General features: G+C 68.0%; 12 protein-coding genes. All 12 read left to right on the top strand.

Going from position 1 to position 15,967, the window contains the following annotated elements:
* The first annotated feature begins 15 nt into the window (after positions 1-15).
* The 12 genes from U5817_RS07565 (at position 16) to U5817_RS07620 (ending at position 15,958) form a co-directional block, all read left to right on the top strand.
* A complete protein-coding gene (locus U5817_RS07565) occupies positions 16-816 on the top strand; it encodes an ABC transporter ATP-binding protein (RefSeq protein ID WP_407281036.1) in 801 nt (266 codons plus the stop codon).
* A gap of 102 nt (positions 817-918) precedes the next feature.
* Positions 919-1,965, top strand: coding sequence for a porin (locus tag U5817_RS07570; RefSeq protein ID WP_407280241.1), 1,047 nt, complete (start codon positions 919-921; stop codon positions 1,963-1,965).
* Between the two features lie 228 nt (positions 1,966-2,193).
* Complete coding sequence (locus U5817_RS07575; RefSeq protein WP_169125616.1) at positions 2,194-3,333, top strand: ABC transporter substrate-binding protein; 1,140 nt, start codon at positions 2,194-2,196, stop codon at positions 3,331-3,333.
* Between the two features lie 22 nt (positions 3,334-3,355).
* Entirely contained in the window at positions 3,356-5,224 is a 1,869-nt protein-coding gene (locus U5817_RS07580; protein ID WP_407280242.1) for a feruloyl-CoA synthase, read from the top strand.
* 50 nt (positions 5,225-5,274) lie between these two features.
* Positions 5,275-6,045, top strand: coding sequence for a crotonase/enoyl-CoA hydratase family protein (locus U5817_RS07585; protein ID WP_407280244.1), 771 nt, complete (start codon positions 5,275-5,277; stop codon positions 6,043-6,045).
* A complete protein-coding gene (locus U5817_RS07590; protein ID WP_407280245.1) occupies positions 6,042-7,301 on the top strand; it encodes a thiolase family protein in 1,260 nt (419 codons plus the stop codon). The genes U5817_RS07585 and U5817_RS07590 overlap by 4 nt, the downstream gene beginning before the upstream one ends.
* Positions 7,302-7,472: 171 nt before the next feature.
* The gene (locus tag U5817_RS07595) at positions 7,473-8,240 is read left to right on the top strand and encodes a 3-hydroxyacyl-CoA dehydrogenase (protein WP_407280247.1); all 768 of its coding nucleotides are present in this window, start codon (positions 7,473-7,475) and stop codon (positions 8,238-8,240) included.
* 167 nt (positions 8,241-8,407) lie between these two features.
* Positions 8,408-10,198 carry an acyl-CoA dehydrogenase gene (locus tag U5817_RS07600; RefSeq protein ID WP_407280249.1) on the top strand — a complete coding sequence of 597 codons (1,791 nt, stop codon included), beginning with the start codon at positions 8,408-8,410 and terminating at the stop codon, positions 10,196-10,198.
* Positions 10,199-10,290: 92 nt separating this feature from the next.
* Positions 10,291-12,492: a TIR domain-containing protein gene (locus U5817_RS07605; protein ID WP_407280251.1), complete on the top strand. Its 2,202-nt coding sequence runs from the start codon at positions 10,291-10,293 to the stop codon at positions 12,490-12,492.
* Complete coding sequence (locus U5817_RS07610; protein WP_407280253.1) at positions 12,455-13,903, top strand: GNAT family N-acetyltransferase; 1,449 nt, start codon at positions 12,455-12,457, stop codon at positions 13,901-13,903. The genes U5817_RS07605 and U5817_RS07610 overlap by 38 nt, the downstream gene beginning before the upstream one ends.
* Before the next feature lie 166 nt (positions 13,904-14,069).
* Positions 14,070-15,551 carry a PAS domain S-box protein gene (locus U5817_RS07615; RefSeq protein WP_407280254.1) on the top strand — a complete coding sequence of 494 codons (1,482 nt, stop codon included), beginning with the start codon at positions 14,070-14,072 and terminating at the stop codon, positions 15,549-15,551.
* 2 nt (positions 15,552-15,553) lie between these two features.
* Complete coding sequence (locus U5817_RS07620; RefSeq protein ID WP_407280255.1) at positions 15,554-15,958, top strand: response regulator; 405 nt, start codon at positions 15,554-15,556, stop codon at positions 15,956-15,958.
* The last annotated feature ends 9 nt before the right edge of the window (positions 15,959-15,967 follow it).

A 15,967-nucleotide genomic window follows, 5' to 3' on the forward strand; every position in this document is an offset into this window, starting at 1 on the left:
GGCATGAGCGTGGAGATGAATGTGATCGAGCAGACGATCGACGAGGCTGGCAAAAGCGCCCCCGGCACCCCGCGCGCGGTGCTCGAGGTGCGCGACCTGTGCGTCGCCTACGGCAAGGTGGAAGCCCTGTCGAACGCCAACATCCGCGTCGGCGAAGGCCAGATCGTCACCGTGATCGGCCCCAACGGCGCGGGCAAGACGACGATGCTGTCGGCGATCATGGGCCTGCTGGAGTCGCGCGGGCAGGTCATCTTCGACGGCGAGGCCGAATACGTGCCGCGGGTCGAGCGCATGGTCGCGCGCGGCATGAACCTCGTGCCGGAAAAGCGCGAACTCTTCGCCGAGATGAGCGTCGAGGACAACCTGCTGCTGGGCGCCTTCCAGCGCTACCGCATGGGCAAGCGCGACCACGCCGAGACGATGAAGGAGGTGTACCACCTCTTCCCGCGCCTCGAGGAGCGCAAGGCGCAGCTCGCGGGCACCTTGTCGGGCGGCGAGCGCCAGATGCTGGCGGTGGGCCGCGCGCTGATGGCCAAGCCGAAGCTGCTGATGCTCGACGAGCCGAGCCTGGGCCTCGCCCCGCTGATCGTGCGCGAGATCTTCCGCATCATCGGCGAGCTGCGCCGGCGCGGGGTGTCGATCCTGCTCGTCGAGCAGAACGCGCGCGCCGCGCTGCAGGTGGCGGACTACGCCTACGTGCTGGAGACGGGCGAGATCTCGATGGAAGGCCCGGCCAGGCAGCTCGCTGACGATCCGCGCGTGATCGAGTCCTATTTGGGGCTGGGCGGGAAGCACCAGGACAGGCTCGCGGCCTGATCCCTTCTTGGCTTACGCCCGCCTGCGCCGGACGACGCGGGCGGGGCTTTGTTGTGCCCGTCGTCCGCACGCGAAAACATCGATACGGGAAAAGGAGGAGGCATGAAAGGGATTCGGATCGCTGCAGGGTTTGCTGCGCTGGGCGCATTCGCCGGCCCGGCGCAGGCGCAGTCGAACGTCACGATCTACGGCGCGATGGACATGTTCGTCGGCCATGCGCGCGGGGAGCACAAGAGCCTCACGGTGCTCGACAGCGGCGGCCTCGAGCCGAGCCGCATCGGTTTCCACGGCACCGAGGATCTCGGCAACGGCCTGAAGGCGCTGTTCCGTCTGGAAAGCGGCATCGCGGCCGATACGGGCGGCACCGTGCCGCCGGGCGTGCTGTTCAGCCGACAGTCGCTGGTCGGCCTGCAGGGCGGTTTCGGGACCGTCACGGCCGGGCGCCAGCATTCGCCGGGTTACTGGATGTCGCTGTTGCGCTACGACGCGCTGATGGGCGGGCCGTTCTCGCCCGTGACCGCGCTCGCGGCGCAGGGGAGCATGAGCATCGTGTCGACCGGTCCGGGGCGGATGAACAACTCGATCAACTGGAACTCGCCGAACTGGGGCGGGCTGACGGTCAGCGCGATGTATGGCTTCGGGCAGGAGAGCACGGTGAACCGCAATGCGGGCGAGTTCGCGGGCGTGAGCCTCAACTACGCGAACGGCCCGCTGTCGGTCGGCTACGTGTTCCATCGCCTCGACACGAGCACCGTCGCCGCGCCCGTCGTCGACCGCCGGCAGCGCGAACACATGCTCGGCGCGTCGTACGATTTCAAGCTCGTGAAAGTCATTGGCAGCTACCAGACGCTGGACGGCGACGTTGTGGCCGAGGCGCGGCTGTGGAACATCGGTGCGCGCGTTCCCGTCGGCGCGGCGGGAAACGTGCAGCTCGCCTACGCGGGCTACAGGTCGGATGCGAGCCAGTCGGATTCGCGTTCCTGGGCCCTCGGCTACAGCCATGACCTGTCGAAGCGCACGGCGCTGTACGGGCGCGTGATCCGCGCCGACAACGACGACGCGGTGGCGCGCAGCGTGTACAACGGCGGCCTGGCCGAGCTCGGCGGTGCGACGACCTTGTTCGGCGTCGGCATGCGGCACAGTTTCTGATCCTTGCTCGGGTGTTCCGGCCGCGGATCCCCATGTGCCGGAGTACCTCGCAAGGGGCGCACAAGGCAGCTGACAAACTACTTGAACAAGTGTTTGACAAGTGATAATAGCGCTGCTAACTTTCACACCATGCCGACCCGTTTCGAGGTCTGGCGACAGAGCGGTCCTAGCCGCCACCCAATCGACCCGACACGGTCGGGCATCAAGACACCAAAGGAGTGAGTGAAAATGCAGGTCAAGAAACTCGCAGTGCTGTGCTCGCTGGCCGCCGCCTCGTACGTTTCGCCGGCGCTGGCCGACATCACGATCGGCATCTCGCTGTCGGCCACGGGGCCGGGCGCCTCGCTCGGGATTCCCGAGAAGAACGTGTTCGCACTGCTGCCGACCCAGATCGGCAACGAGAAGGTCAATTTCATCGTGCTCGACGATGCGACCGATCCCACGATGGCGACGAAGAACGCGCGCAAGCTGGTGAGCGAGGACAAGGTCGACGTGCTGGTCGGTTCCTCGACGACGCCGGCGACCGCCGCGATCGCCGAGGTGGCCACCGAGAGCGCCACGCCGCAGGTCACGATCAGCCCGGTGTCGCTGCCGGCCGAGCGCAACAAGTGGGTGTTCCGCACCCCGCAGCAGAACAGCGTGATGGCCGCCGCGGTGGTCGGGCACATGAAGCAGAACGGGGTGAAGACGCTGGGCTTCATCGGCTTCTCGGATGCATATGGCGAGGACTGGCTCACTTCGGTGACCACCAAGGCCGAAGCGGCCGGGATCAAGCTGGTTGCGACCGAGCGCTATGCGCGTGCGGATACCTCGGTGAGTGGTCAGATCCTGAAGCTGGTGTCGGCCCGGCCGGACGCGGTCCTGGTCGCCGGCTCCGGCAGCCCCGCCGCGCTGCCGCAGACCACCCTGGTCGAGCGCGGCTACAAGGGGCAGGTCTACCAGACCCATGCGGTCGCGAACCAGGCCTTCCTCAAGGTCGCGGGCAAGGCGGCCGACGGCGTGATCATCCCGGTCGGGCCGGTCGTGGTGGTGGACCAGATCCCCGATTCGCATCCGTCCAAGACGATCGGCAAGGAACTTGTCACGAAGTACGAGGAGAAGTATGGCGCCGGCTCGTTCTCATCCTTCGCCGGTCATGCCTTCGACGCCTGGCGGCTGATCGAGCAGGCGGTGCCCGTCGCGCTGAAGAAGGCCAAGGCGGGCACCCCGGAATTCCGCGCTGCCTTGCGCGACGCGCTCGAGGCGAACAAGGAGGTCATCGCGAGCCACGGCGTCTACAACATGAACGCGAACGACCATTTCGGCCTCGACGAGCGCTCGCACGTGCTGGTGAAGATCGACAGCGGCAACTACAAGCTGATCAAGTAAGCGACGCACGCGGGGACGATTCATGAGCACTGCGATCAACGAGACCGACGCGATGTTCGCGCGCCCGGTCGTCAATGTGGAAGAACGGCCCGATGGCAGCCGCGTGCTGCGCTCGGGCATCCCGCTGCCGCAGGCCTATGCGCGCTGCGTCGGCGAGTGGCTGGAGCACTGGGCGCGTGAGGCGCCGGAGCGCGTCTTCCTCGCCGAGCGCAATGCGGCGGGCGAGTGGGACAAGCTCACCTACGGCGAGGCGCGCCGGCGCGTGGTGGTGATCGCGACCTGGCTGCTGGGGCAGAACCTGTCCGCCGAGCGGCCGGTGGTGATCCTGTCGGACAACTCCATCGAGCATGCGCTGCTGATGTACGCGGCGATGCACGTCGGCGTGCCCTCGTGCGCGATCTCGACCGGCAACTCGCTGATGTCGAAGGACCACGCCAAGCTCAAGGGCAACATCGAGCTGATGCGGCCCGGCGTGGTGTATGCCGACGACGTGGGGCGCTTCGCCGCTGCGATCGAGGCGATCCGCCACCTGCACGACGGCGTCGTGGTGGCGGGGCGGCGCAGCGGGCAGGCGGCGGGGTGCGTGGCGTTCGCGGACATCGAGGCGAGTGGTGGCAAGGGAAGCGGCGACGAAGCCGCGGTGATGCGCGCCTTCGACCGCATCGGGCCGGAGACGATCGCCAAGTTCCTGTTCACGTCCGGGTCGGTCGGTACGCCCAAGGCCGTCATCAACACCCAGCGCATGCTGTGCGCCAGCCAGCTCGCGAAGGAGCTGGTGTGGCCCTTCCTCAAGGACGAGCCGCCGGTGCTGGTGGACTGGCTGCCGTGGAGCCATACCTTCGGCAGCAATCACAATCTGAACATGGTGCTGCGCTGCGGCGGCAGCCTCTACATCGACGACGGCAAGCCGGTGCCCGCGCTGCTTGGAAAGACGCTGCGCAACATCAGGGAGGTGTCGCCGACGATCTATTTCAGCGTGCCGCGCGCCTACGACATGCTGGTGCCGGAGCTGCGCCGCGACCGCGAACTGCGCGAGGCCTTCTTCGGACGCCTGAAGCTCATCTTCTATGCCGGCGCGGCGCTGCCGCAGCACCTGTGGGCGGAGCTGGAGAACCTCTCGGAGGAATCCATCGGCCGCCGCGTCGCGATGGTGTCCTCGTGGGGCTCGACCGAGACGGCGCCGCTCGCGACCGACTGCCATTTCCAGGCCGTGCGCTCGGGGGTGATCGGGGTGCCGGTGCCGGGGGTCGAACTGAAACTGGTGCCGTCGGCGGACAAGCTCGAAGTGCGCGTGCGGGGGCCGAACGTCTTCCCCGGTTACTGGAAGCAGCCCGAGCTCACGGCGAAATCCTTCGACGAGGAAGGCTTCTACCTGATCGGCGATGCGGTCGAGTTCGTCGATCCGGCAAAGCCCGAAGAGGGCCTGCTGTTCGATGGCCGCGTCGGCGAGGACTTCAAGCTGCTCACCGGCACCTGGGTGCACGTCGGCGCCTTGCGGGTGAAGGGGATCGACGCGCTGAAGCCCGTCGCCCAGGACATCGTCGTGACCGGCCACGACCGCGACGAGATCGGCTTCCTGGTCTTCCCGAACGTCTCCGAGTGCCGCTCGCTGTGCCCCGGCCTGCCGGCCGACGCGCCGGTGGAGCAGGTGCTGGCGAATCCGGCGGTGCTGGCGCGGGTGCGTCTGGGGATGACGGCGCTGGCGCAGGGCGGAGGCGGATCCTCGACGGTGCCGACGCGCGCGCTGCTGATGGCGGAACCGCCGTCGGTGGAGGCGGGCGAGATCACCGACAAGGGCTACATCAATCAGCGTGCGGTGCTGACGCGGCGCGCGGATCTCGTGGCGGCGCTGTATGCCGAGATGCCGGACAAGGCAGTCATTACGGCATGAACCGAGGGCCGCCCGGCAGGGGCGGCTGGAACAAGCAAAGAAGGATCGCCATGAGCGAAGAACTGGTAAGAACCTCGTTTGAGGACAACATCTATACGGTGATGCTGGCGCGGCCCGCGAAGCGCAACGCGATCAGCGACCGCCTGCTCAACGCGATCGATGCCGCTTTCGCGGCCGTACCCGAAGGGACGCGGGTCATCGTCCTCGGTGGCGAGGGCGATCACTTCTGCGCCGGGCTGGATCTCACCGAGCACCAGCATCGCGACCCCTTCGGCGTGATGCAGCACTCGCGCGGCTGGCATCGCGTGTTCGACCGCATCCAGAACGGCGGCATCCCGGTCGTCGCGGCGCTGCACGGCGCGGTGATCGGTGGCGGGCTGGAGCTGGCGAGCTCGGCCCACGTTCGGGTCGCGGAACCGAACACGATCTATCAGTTGCCTGAAGGCCGACACGGCATCTTCGTCGGCGGCGGGGCATCGGTGCGCGTTGCGAAGATCATCGGCGCGGGGCGTATGTGCGAAATGATGCTGACCGGCCGCATCCTCGAATCCGACGAGGGCCAGCGCCTCGGCCTGTCTCACTACCTCGTCGCCCCCGGCGAGGCGCTGGCGAAGGCGCAGCAGCTCGCGCGCCGCATCGCCGAGAACGCACCGATGGCGAACTGGGCGATGGTCAGCGCCGTACAGCGCATCGACAACCTGTCGAGCGACGACGGTCTCTTCGTCGAATCGCTGACCGCCGCACTGACACAGACCAGCCCGGAAGTCGCCGAGCGCATCGGGCACTTCCTGCAACGCAAGGGACAGGGACCGCAGCGATGACCAATCCTTACGCAGCATCCGAAGCCGCCGCGCAAGCGCGCGCCTACGACGACATCTGGCTGGTGGCGGGGCAGCGCACGCCCTTCGCCGACTACAATGGCCCGCTGCGCGACGTGTCGCCGACCGATCTGGGCATCTTCGCGGCGCGCGCGCTGTTCGAGCGCAGCGGCATCCCGGCCGGCGAGGTCGATGCGATCGTCGCCGGCAACATGGCGCAGGCGAGCTTCGACGCCTACTTCCTGCCGCGCCACATCGGCCTGTATGCGGGCGTGAATCCGGCCGTGCCGGCGCTGCTGGTGCAGCGCCTGTGCGGCACGGGTTTCGAGACCATCCTCGCCGCGGCCGACCAGGTCACGCTGGGCAAGGCGAAGGTCGCGCTGTGCGTGGGTACCGAGTCGATGTCGCGCAACCCGATCGCCGCCTACACGCACCGCGCGGGCTTTCGCATGGGGCAGCTCGACTTCCGCGACTTCCTGTGGGAAGCGACCAAGGACACCGCGCCGGGCGACAGCATGGGCGACACCGCCGAGAACCTCGCCAAGCGCTACGGCATTTCGCGCGAGGAGGTCGACCAGTTCGCCGCGCAGAGTTTCGCGCGTGCCTGCGCGGCGTGGGAGTCGGGCTACTTCGCGGACGAGGTCGCGTCCGTTGTGAATTCGAACTGGGTGCTCCCGGGCTACAACCCGCGTGCCTTGAAGCTCGCCGACCGTGTCGAGTGCGTCGATCGCGACGGCCATGTGCGCCCGACTTCGTTGGAGACCCTGCAGAAGCTGAAGCCGGCCTTCGGCGGCGTGCAGACGGGCGGCAACAGCTCGGCGATCGTAGATGGCGCGGCCGCGGTGATCGTTGCGCATGGCGACTGGGTGCGGGCGCACGGTGTGAAACCGCTGGCGCGCATCGTCTCCGGCGCCTCGGTTGCGGTGCCGCCCGAGATCATGGGCATCGGCCCGGCGCCGTCGATCCGCGTGGCCGCGGCGAAGGCGGGATTGAAGGTGGGCGACCTTGGCCGCGTCGAGATCAACGAGGCTTTCGGCGCACAGTACCTCGCCTGCGAGAAGGAGCTGGAGCTCGACCGCGAACGTTGCAACGTGCATGGCGGCGCGATCGCGATCGGGCACCCGCTGGGCGCGTCGGGCGTGCGCCTGACGACGACGGTGGCGCGCGAGCTGCGCGAGGCCGGGTTGCAGTACGGCGTGTCGTCCGCGTGCTGCGGCGGCGGGCAGGGCGTGGCGATCGTCGTCGAGAACGCCGGCTAGCGCACGGAAATGCCCGGTGGGAGCGGATATGTGGGAAAGGATCTGTGGCAGCGGCTTCAGCCGCGAAGCAGCAGTGTTGAGGAGTGAACTGCCCATTCGCGGCTGAAGCCGCTCCCACAGGAAAGCTCCCACAGGAAATAGCGTAAGCGTCACGGTTTTGAGGAACATCGCATGCAACTCGAAAACAGCACTTTCATCGTCACCGGCGGCGCCTCGGGCCTCGGCGAAGCGACCGCGTGCGCCTTCCACGCGGCCGGTGCGAATGTCGTCATCGCCGACCTGAACGTCGCAGCCGGCGAGAAGCTCGCCGACGAACTCGGGCCCCGCGCGGCCTTCCATCGCACCGACGTCGCCGCGGAAGCCGATGCGCGCGGCTGCGTCGAGCTCGCGCGCTCGCGCTTCGGGGGCCTGCAGGGGCTCGTGAACTGCGCCGGCATCGGCAACGCCGCGAAGGTGCTGGGCAAGGACGGCCCGCATCCGCTCGACGTATTCGCCCGCATCGTGAACATCAACCTCGTCGGCACCTTCAACATGATCCGCATCGCCTCCGAGGCGATGGCGCAGGGCGGGGCGAATGCGGGCGGCGAGCGCGGCGTGATTATCAATACCGCCTCGGTCGCGGCCTACGACGGCCAGATCGGGCAGGCCGGCTACGCGGCGTCGAAGGGCGGCATCGTGTCGATGACCCTGCCGATCGCGCGCGAGCTGGCACGCTTCGGCATCCGCGTCGTGACGATTGCGCCGGGCCTGTTCCTGACGCCTATGATGAAGGGGCTGCCGGAGGATGTGCAGAAGTCGCTCGGCGAGTCGGTGCCTTTCCCGCCGCGGCTGGGCGAGCCGGCGGAGTATGCGCAGCTTGCGCGTTCGATCGTCGAGAATGCGATGCTCAATGGGGAGACGATACGGCTGGATGGGGCGATAAGGCTCGCACCACGGTGAGCCTGGGCGTTGGGGGCGCGACAACGTGGGAGCGGTTTTAGCCGCGAAGCGGCCGTGCAGCGTGTGATACCGCCCATTCGCGGCTAAAGCCGCTCCCACAGGACAATCGGCCCCCGCCACCACGGCTGCCGCCTTGTATATAACCGATCAAACCCGGGCGACCGACCATGACCGAATACACCGCGCCGCTGCGCGACATGCACTTCATCCTGCGTGAGCTCGCGGGGCTCGACGCCGTCACGGCGCTGCCGGGCTGCGAGGAGGCCACGCCCGACGTCGTCGAGGCGATCCTCGACGAGGCCGGCAAGTTCGCCGCAGGCGTGCTCGCGCCGATCAACGACGCTGGCGACCAGCAGGGCTGCCGCCTGGAGGCCGACGGGCGCGTGACGAGCCCCGAGGGCTGGAAGGAGGCATGGCAGCAGTACGTCGAGGCGGGCTGGATCGGCTTGTCGCTGCCGGTCGAATACGGCGGGCAGGGCCTGCCCAAGCTGGTGTCCACGCCCGTGTGGGAGATGTGGTTCTCCACCAACATGGCCTTCACGATGCTGCCGCAGCTCAACGTGAGCCAGGCCGAGGCCCTGCGCATCGCCGCGAGCGATTCACTGAAGCAAACCTGGCTGCACAAGGTGGTGAGCGGCGAGTGGGGCAGCACGATGAACCTCACCGAGCCGCAGGCGGGCTCTGATCTGGCGGCGACGCGCGCCCGCGCCGAACCGGCGGCCGACGGCAGCTACCGCGTCTTCGGCCAGAAGATCTTCATCTCCTGGGGCGAGCACGAACTGACGGAGAACATCGTCCATCTCGTGCTCGCGCGCCTGCCCGATGCACCCGCGGGCGTGAAGGGGCTGTCGCTCTTCCTCGTGCCGAAGTACCTGCTCGACGCCGACGGCAATCCCGGCGCGAAGAACGACGTGCGCTGCATCTCGATCGAGCACAAGATGGGCATCCACGGCAGCCCGACCTGCACGATGAGTTACGGCGATGCCGGTGGGGCGGTCGGGTACCTCGTCGGCGAGGCGAACCGCGGGCTGGAGACCATGTTCATCATGATGAACGAGGCGCGCTTCGGCGTCGGCGTGCAGGGTGCGGGATTGGCCGAGCGCGCCTACCAGATGGCGCTCGCGTATGCGCGCGAGCGGGTGCAGGGACGCGACGCGATCACCGGCGAGGCCGGCAAGCCCATCCTGTGCCATCCCGACGTCAAGCGCATGCTGCTGTCGCTGCGCGCGCGCGTGATGGCGATGCGCGCGCTGCTCTATACGGCGGCGGCGTGGTTCGATACCGCGCACCATCACCCGGACGCGGCGGTCGCCGGTAAGGCGCAGCGCTACGTCGATCTGCTGATGCCGGTCGCCAAGGGGTGGTGCACCGAGACCGGCCAGCAGGCCTGCTGGGACGCGATCCAGGTGTTCGGCGGCATGGGCTTCGTCGAGGAGACCGGCATCGCGCAGTTAGCGCGCGATTCGCGCATCATCACGATCTACGAGGGCACGACCGGCATCCAGGCGAACGATCTGGTCGGCCGCAAGATCCTGCGCGAGGGCGGCGAGACCTTGCGCGAGCTGATCGCCGATCTGCGTGCGACGATCTCGGAGCTGCGCGCCCAGCCCGGCTTCGGCCCCATCGTCGACGGCCTTGCCGAGAACGTCGGGGCGCTCAACGAGGCGACGCACTGGCTGCTTGCGGCGGGCAAGGAGCGCTACGCCGAGGCGCTCGCCGCGGCCGTGCCTTTCCTGCATCTGCTCGGCACCGTCTGCGGCAGCTGGCAGATGGCGCGCCTCGCGCTCGCCGCGCGCCGGCGCCTGGCGGCCGGCGAGGGCGATTCGGCCTACCATGCGAGCCTGATCGACCTGACGTGCTTCTGGATGGCCAGCTTCGCGCCCCAGGCCGCGGCGCACCTGCGCACGGTGCAGTCCGCCGGGGCGCCCCTTGCGGCCTTCGACGACACAGCCTTCTGAGGGGGCAGCGCACCCGTGTGCATGCGGGGCAAGCCGGGCACGCGCTCGTGGTCTATCGTGAGCAGTGGATGACCTGAGCAGGCGGGGGCCCCATGAGCCGGACCGTGCACGTGTTTGTCAGCTACAGCCACGACGACAGCGCATGGTGCGATGTCGTCGTGAAACATCTGCAAGGCCTCCACGACCCGATCGAGGTCGAGGTGTGGATCGACCGCAAGGGCATCCGCGCCGGCGACAAGTGGTTGCCGGAGATCGAATCCGCGCTGGCGCAGGCCGATCTGGCGCTGCTGCTGATCAGCCCGTCCTTCCTGAGCTCCGATTTCATCCGCAAGACCGAACTGCCCAGGCTGCTCGCGCGCAGCAAGGAAGGCTTGCGCGTGATTCCGGTGCAGATCCTCCCCAGCGCCTGGGAAGTGATCGGCTGGCTCAGGGAAACCGAGCTGCGGCCCAAGGAAAGGGACGAGAAGACGCGCAAGATCAAGGCGCTCGCAGAGTTCGGCAGCGAGAAGTCGGTCGCGGTGAGCCGCAGGCTCAGCGACCTGATGGTGGAGATCGCGGGACTCCTCCGCGAGGACGCAAGCGACGCGAACACGGTCGCAGGAAACGATCGCAATCGTACGAGCGACGATGCGCATGCGCGCGCGGCGGTGTCGCTGCTCGTCGCGACCTTGCTGCAGGAGACGCCTGTCGAGGAACGCGAGCCCTTCGCGCGGCAGAGCGTCGAACGCCTGGCCGCGTTCTGCAAGCTGTCGGGCGAGGCGCTTTTCAGCGCGGTGCGGCTTTTCGTGGAGTATCAGCTGCTGCGCGCCGATGCGCCCGCGTCCTTGTTGGAGTTGCAGGAGACGCTCGATGGTCTCGATGACAACGAGACCGCGCAGCGCCTCGCCAGCGAGCTGAAGCGCGGCGCGCACGATGGCGATTTCAGCGCCAGCGTGATCGAGACCAAATCGCTGTTCTTCATGCTCGCACGGGAGCGCGAGGCGCTGTGGGAGAGCTACTTCGACGCCGTGGCGAGGACTGCGCGCGATACCCCGGCGCGCGATGCGATCGCGACGCTCGCGCGCATCCGGGTGAACCTCGGCTTCATCGCGCCGCAGTTCCTCGTCGCCGGGCTCCTGTCGCGTTTCGAGGACGACTGGCGCCCCGTACTCAACGCCTACCGGCATTCGATTCCCAAGGCGGGAGGGCGCTCGGGGGCCTTCGAGAGCCTGCAGGCCTCGCAATGGAACTGCTGGCTGGTGTGGGGGCCGAGCATCCCGATCTGCCGTTGCGCGCAATGGCAGGGACGCTTCGCCTACCAGTACGGGTACGGCGACGAGAACAACTCGCTGCCCCTGATCGAACTCGACCTTGCCGACAATGGCGAACCGCGCACCCTCGGCCCGCTGGTGTCGGACCTCGCGGCCGAGGGGCGCGGTGCGAAGCTGGTGCAACTCACCGGACGGTTGCGCTGGGGGCCGGATTTCCTGCGCGAGGGCGAGGACGAGGAGGGCGGCGCGGCGGACGACGAAGCGACGCTCGACCTGATCGACGAACTGGAACGCGACGATGCCGGGGATGAACCGCCGCCGCGCAAGTATCCGATGGCCGCCGCACAGGCGAGCCTGTGGTGCGGCGACGGACCGCAGCACGCGCATCACGCCGACGGCCTCGTGCTGCAGCTGGAGTCGGTCGACAACGCCGTCGAGGAGACGCGCGTATATTTCTCCGCCTACCTGTGGATGATGTTTCTCGTCGCGCTCGGCCGGCCCGATCCGACCGACCCGACCATCGGCCCGCGCCTCTTGCGCCGCAAGCCCTATCCGTCATGGCCGGAGAGTCCGGCCGAGCGCGTGCGCGTCGGCGACGCGCGCCTGTGGGAGAACCTGCTGCCGGTCTTCGTGCATGCCAATGTGGCCGACCCGGCCGCGCTCCACTTCCAGCGGCGCGTGCTGATCGAGAACAGCGTCCAGTTGCTGCGCCAGGTATGGGTGCGGCGAAGCGAGTTCTTCGATGCGGACGACGTCGCCGGCGGCATCCGTTTCCACCTCGTGTGCAGTTCGGATTACTCCGGTTGTGACTGTGCGATCCGCTACGCCTCGGCCGACCCCTTGCCCGAGTTGCTGCGCGAGCGCCTCGAGGCGGAGAGCGATCGCGACTTCGCCTCGGCCGTGGTCGTGCCGGGCCGTGCCGACAACCCCACGCAGCGACCGTGGGGGCTCGCGGGTTATTTCTCGTCCTGTCACCTGCCCGAGCTCGTCGCGGATTACTTCGGCTATGTCGACAAGCTCCAGCGCCAGAAGCCGCGCCGCTAAGGTGGGCTTTCGCGAGATCGACGCCTCGCCGGCCGGGCTGGCCACGCTGGAGCGCTTCTACCGCGAGCGCTATGTCGCGGAGTTCCCCGATCCCGACGAGCGCGAGTCGCTCGACAACATGCGCCGCTATCTCGCGCTGAAGGCGCAGGGCTGGTACGGGGACAACAACTACCACATCGTCGTCGCCGAAATCGGCGGCGAAGCGGTCGGGGGTGTCGTGTTCGACTACCTCGCCATGCCGCGTGCGGGCGTGATCGAATTCCTGTTCGTCGTGTCGGACTGGCGCGAGTCGGGCATCGGCCGTGCGCTCCTGGACGAGGCGATCCGCCTCCTGCGCCGGGACGCCCGTCGGCGCGGCGCGCGCCTCGCCGCCGTGGTCGCCGAGATGAACGATCCGTTCCGCCGCCCCGCGACGCCCGACAACATGGACCCCTTCCGTCGCGCGGCGGTCTGGGGCCGCTGGGGTTTCGGTGTGCTCGAATTCCCCTACGTCCAGCCCGCGCTGTCGGCGGGACAGCTGCCGGTCGATGGCCTGCTGCTGATCATGCGTCCGTTCGGACGGGTGCCGCAGTCCGGCTTTCGTTCGCATTGGGTCGAACTCGTCGTCGCGGAGTACCTGCGCTGGGCGATGCGCATCGAGGACCCCGCCGCCGACCGGGACTTCCTCGCTATGGCCGAGGCGCTCGCATCGCGCCCACGCGTCGCGCTCGTTCCGCTCGGCCGTTACGTGGGCCAGGAGCCCACCGACGGACTGCTGATCGAAACCGTGTCATCGCCGGTTCGGCCGCCGGACGGCATCGCGACCGCCGTGGCGATCGCCCGCGCGGCGATTCCCGTTCCCGGCCGGGTCGCCGCGGCGCAGGATTTTGCCGCGGCCTTCGCGGTCGGCGACAGCGGCGCGGCGCGCTATCACCTGTGGCTGTTGCGCGCCGCAGCGGACGCCCCGGTCGAGGGCATGGCGAGCTTCTTCACGCTGCCGACGGCCGGCTTCGGCGGCTATCTCGTCCTTGCCGGAAGCCTGCGCGGCCGCGGCCTGCTGCGCCCCGTGCTCGCGCGCATCGAGGCGCGCATGCGACAGGACGGGACATCCGCGGAAAGCTGGTTCATCGAATGCGGTACGGAATCGGTGGCGGTGTTCCGGCACGTCGGCTTCGTCGAGGTGCCGTGCGACTACCGCCCGCCGGCCGTGGGCGGCGGGCCGCCGGGCGGGGCTCCCGAGCGTCTGCACCTGCTGTTCAAGCCCTTCGGCATGCGCCGGGCGCCGGATCGCCTCGACCGCAATTTCGTGTGCCGTGCACTGCGTGAAATTCTTTGTTTCGTCTATGCGATCGGCAATCCGGCGGCGGCTGCGTGCTATCGGCGAGTATTGCGGACGCTTGCCGATGGCGAACGTGGCGGGGCGCTGCGATGAACGCAGGTGCTTGAAAACCATGTCTTTGTCAGGGCTATTACCCGACAAAAACAGTTGGATACGGTGCGCCGATTTGCTATAGATACGTCATGGACGGGGATTCAATTGCGCACCACGCAGCGATCTCCCCCCGTTCCGCGCTGCATTCGCGAACCGGGGAGTGCGCATGACGATGGACGTTTGCAGTCTCCTGCTGGACGAGGCGCCCGATGCCTTCGTGGTGCAATCGCCGGAAGGCATCGTCCTGCACTGGAGCAGGAGCGCGGAATCGATCTTCGGTTACCGGGCCGAGGAAATCGTCGGGCGGGATCTGCTCGACCTCATCGTGCCCCCAGGCCGCGCCGAAGAGGAGCGCGACATGCGTCGCGAGGCGCTCGAGAACGGCTTCGCCGCGGTCGAAACGCTGCGGCGCTGCAAGGACGGTTCGCTGGTCTTCGTCTCGATCAGTGCGAAGACCGTGCGCGACGGTGAGGGACGGCCGCAGTACCTGATCATCGGCAAGCAGGACGTCACGCAGCTCAAGGTGATGCGTGACGCGAAGCTCGTCGAGGCGCGCTACGGCAAGTTGCTCGAGTCCATGCCCGACGGGATCGTGCTGGTCAACGCGTCCGGGTGCATCGTGTTCGCCAACACCCAGGCCGAGGCCATGTTCGGCTATGAGGCGGGCCGCCTGCGCGGCCTGCCGGTGGAGGTGCTGCTGCCCGAGCGCCTGCGTGGCGGGCACGTGGCCCATCGCTCGGGCTACTTCGGGCAGCTGCGTACGCGGGCGATGGGCATGGGGCTGGAGCTGTTCGGACTGCGCCAGGACGGCAGCGAGTTTCCGGTCGAGATCGGCCTCAGTCCGCTCGAAACCGAGGAGGGCACGCTGGTGACCAGTGCGATCCGCGACATCACCGAGCGCAAGCTGATCGAGCGCGCGCTGCACGAAAAGAACGTCGAACTCGCGCAGGCCAACGCTGCGAAGGACCGCTTCCTTGCGAGCATGAGCCACGAGCTGCGCACGCCGCTCAACGCGATCATCGGTTTCACCGGCACGCTGCTGATGAAACTGCCGGGACCCCTGAACGAGGTGCAGGAAAAGCAGCTGCGCCGCGTGCAGTCGAGCGGCCAGCACCTGCTCGAACTCATCAACGACCTGCTCGACATCGCCAAGATCGAGGCCGGCAAGATCGAGCTGGTCGTGGAGCCCGTGGATTGCCGCGCGCTGGTCGAGGACGTGGTGGCGACGCTGCGTCCGGCGGCCGAAGGGAAGGGACTCGCATTTGCGGTCGAGATGCTCGACGAGGACCTGCGGCTGTCGACCGACCGGCGTGCCTTCAGCCAGATCCTGATCAACCTGGTGCAGAACGCGATCAAATTCACCGAGCAGGGAAGCGTCACCATCAGGCTCGCGCGACGGATCGAGGGCGAACTCGCGCTGGTCGAGGTCAGCGTGCATGACACCGGCCCCGGTATCGGCGAGGAGGACCGCCAGCGCCTGTTCGCGCCTTTCGCACGCATCACGCCGCGTAGCGGCAAGTTTGCCGAGGGAACCGGCCTCGGCCTGCACCTGAGCCAGAAGCTCGCCGCGCAGATGGGGGGGCGGATCACCGTGGACAGCGCCTCGGGCGACGGCAGCACTTTCGCGCTCCTCTTGCCGGAGGGATGAGCATGGCGGCGCGCATTCTCCTCGTCGAGGACAACCCGGCGAATCTCGAACTCGTCAGCTACCTGCTCGAAGCGGCCGGGCACATCGTGCTGATCGCCGAGGACGGCCAGCAGGGGCTGGAACTCGCCCGCAGGGAGCCGCCGCCCGAACTCGTCATCAGCGACCTGCGCATGCCGGTGATGGACGGCTTCGAAATGCTTCGTCACATCCGTGCCGACGCCGCCCTGAACGACATCCCCGTGATCGCGGTCACAGCGTTCTCGATGTCGGGCGACCAGACTCGCGTAATGCTCGCGGGTTTCGACGGCTATATCTCGAAGCCCATCGTACCCGAGACCTTCGTCAGCGAGGTCGAAGCCTATCTGAAGGCCGGACGGCGCATGGCCGGTCCGGCTGCCGGCGAGTGAGGATGCGTG

The sequence above is a fragment of the Aromatoleum evansii genome (assembly GCF_045689615.1).
Classification (GTDB): domain Bacteria; phylum Pseudomonadota; class Gammaproteobacteria; order Burkholderiales; family Rhodocyclaceae; genus Aromatoleum; species Aromatoleum evansii.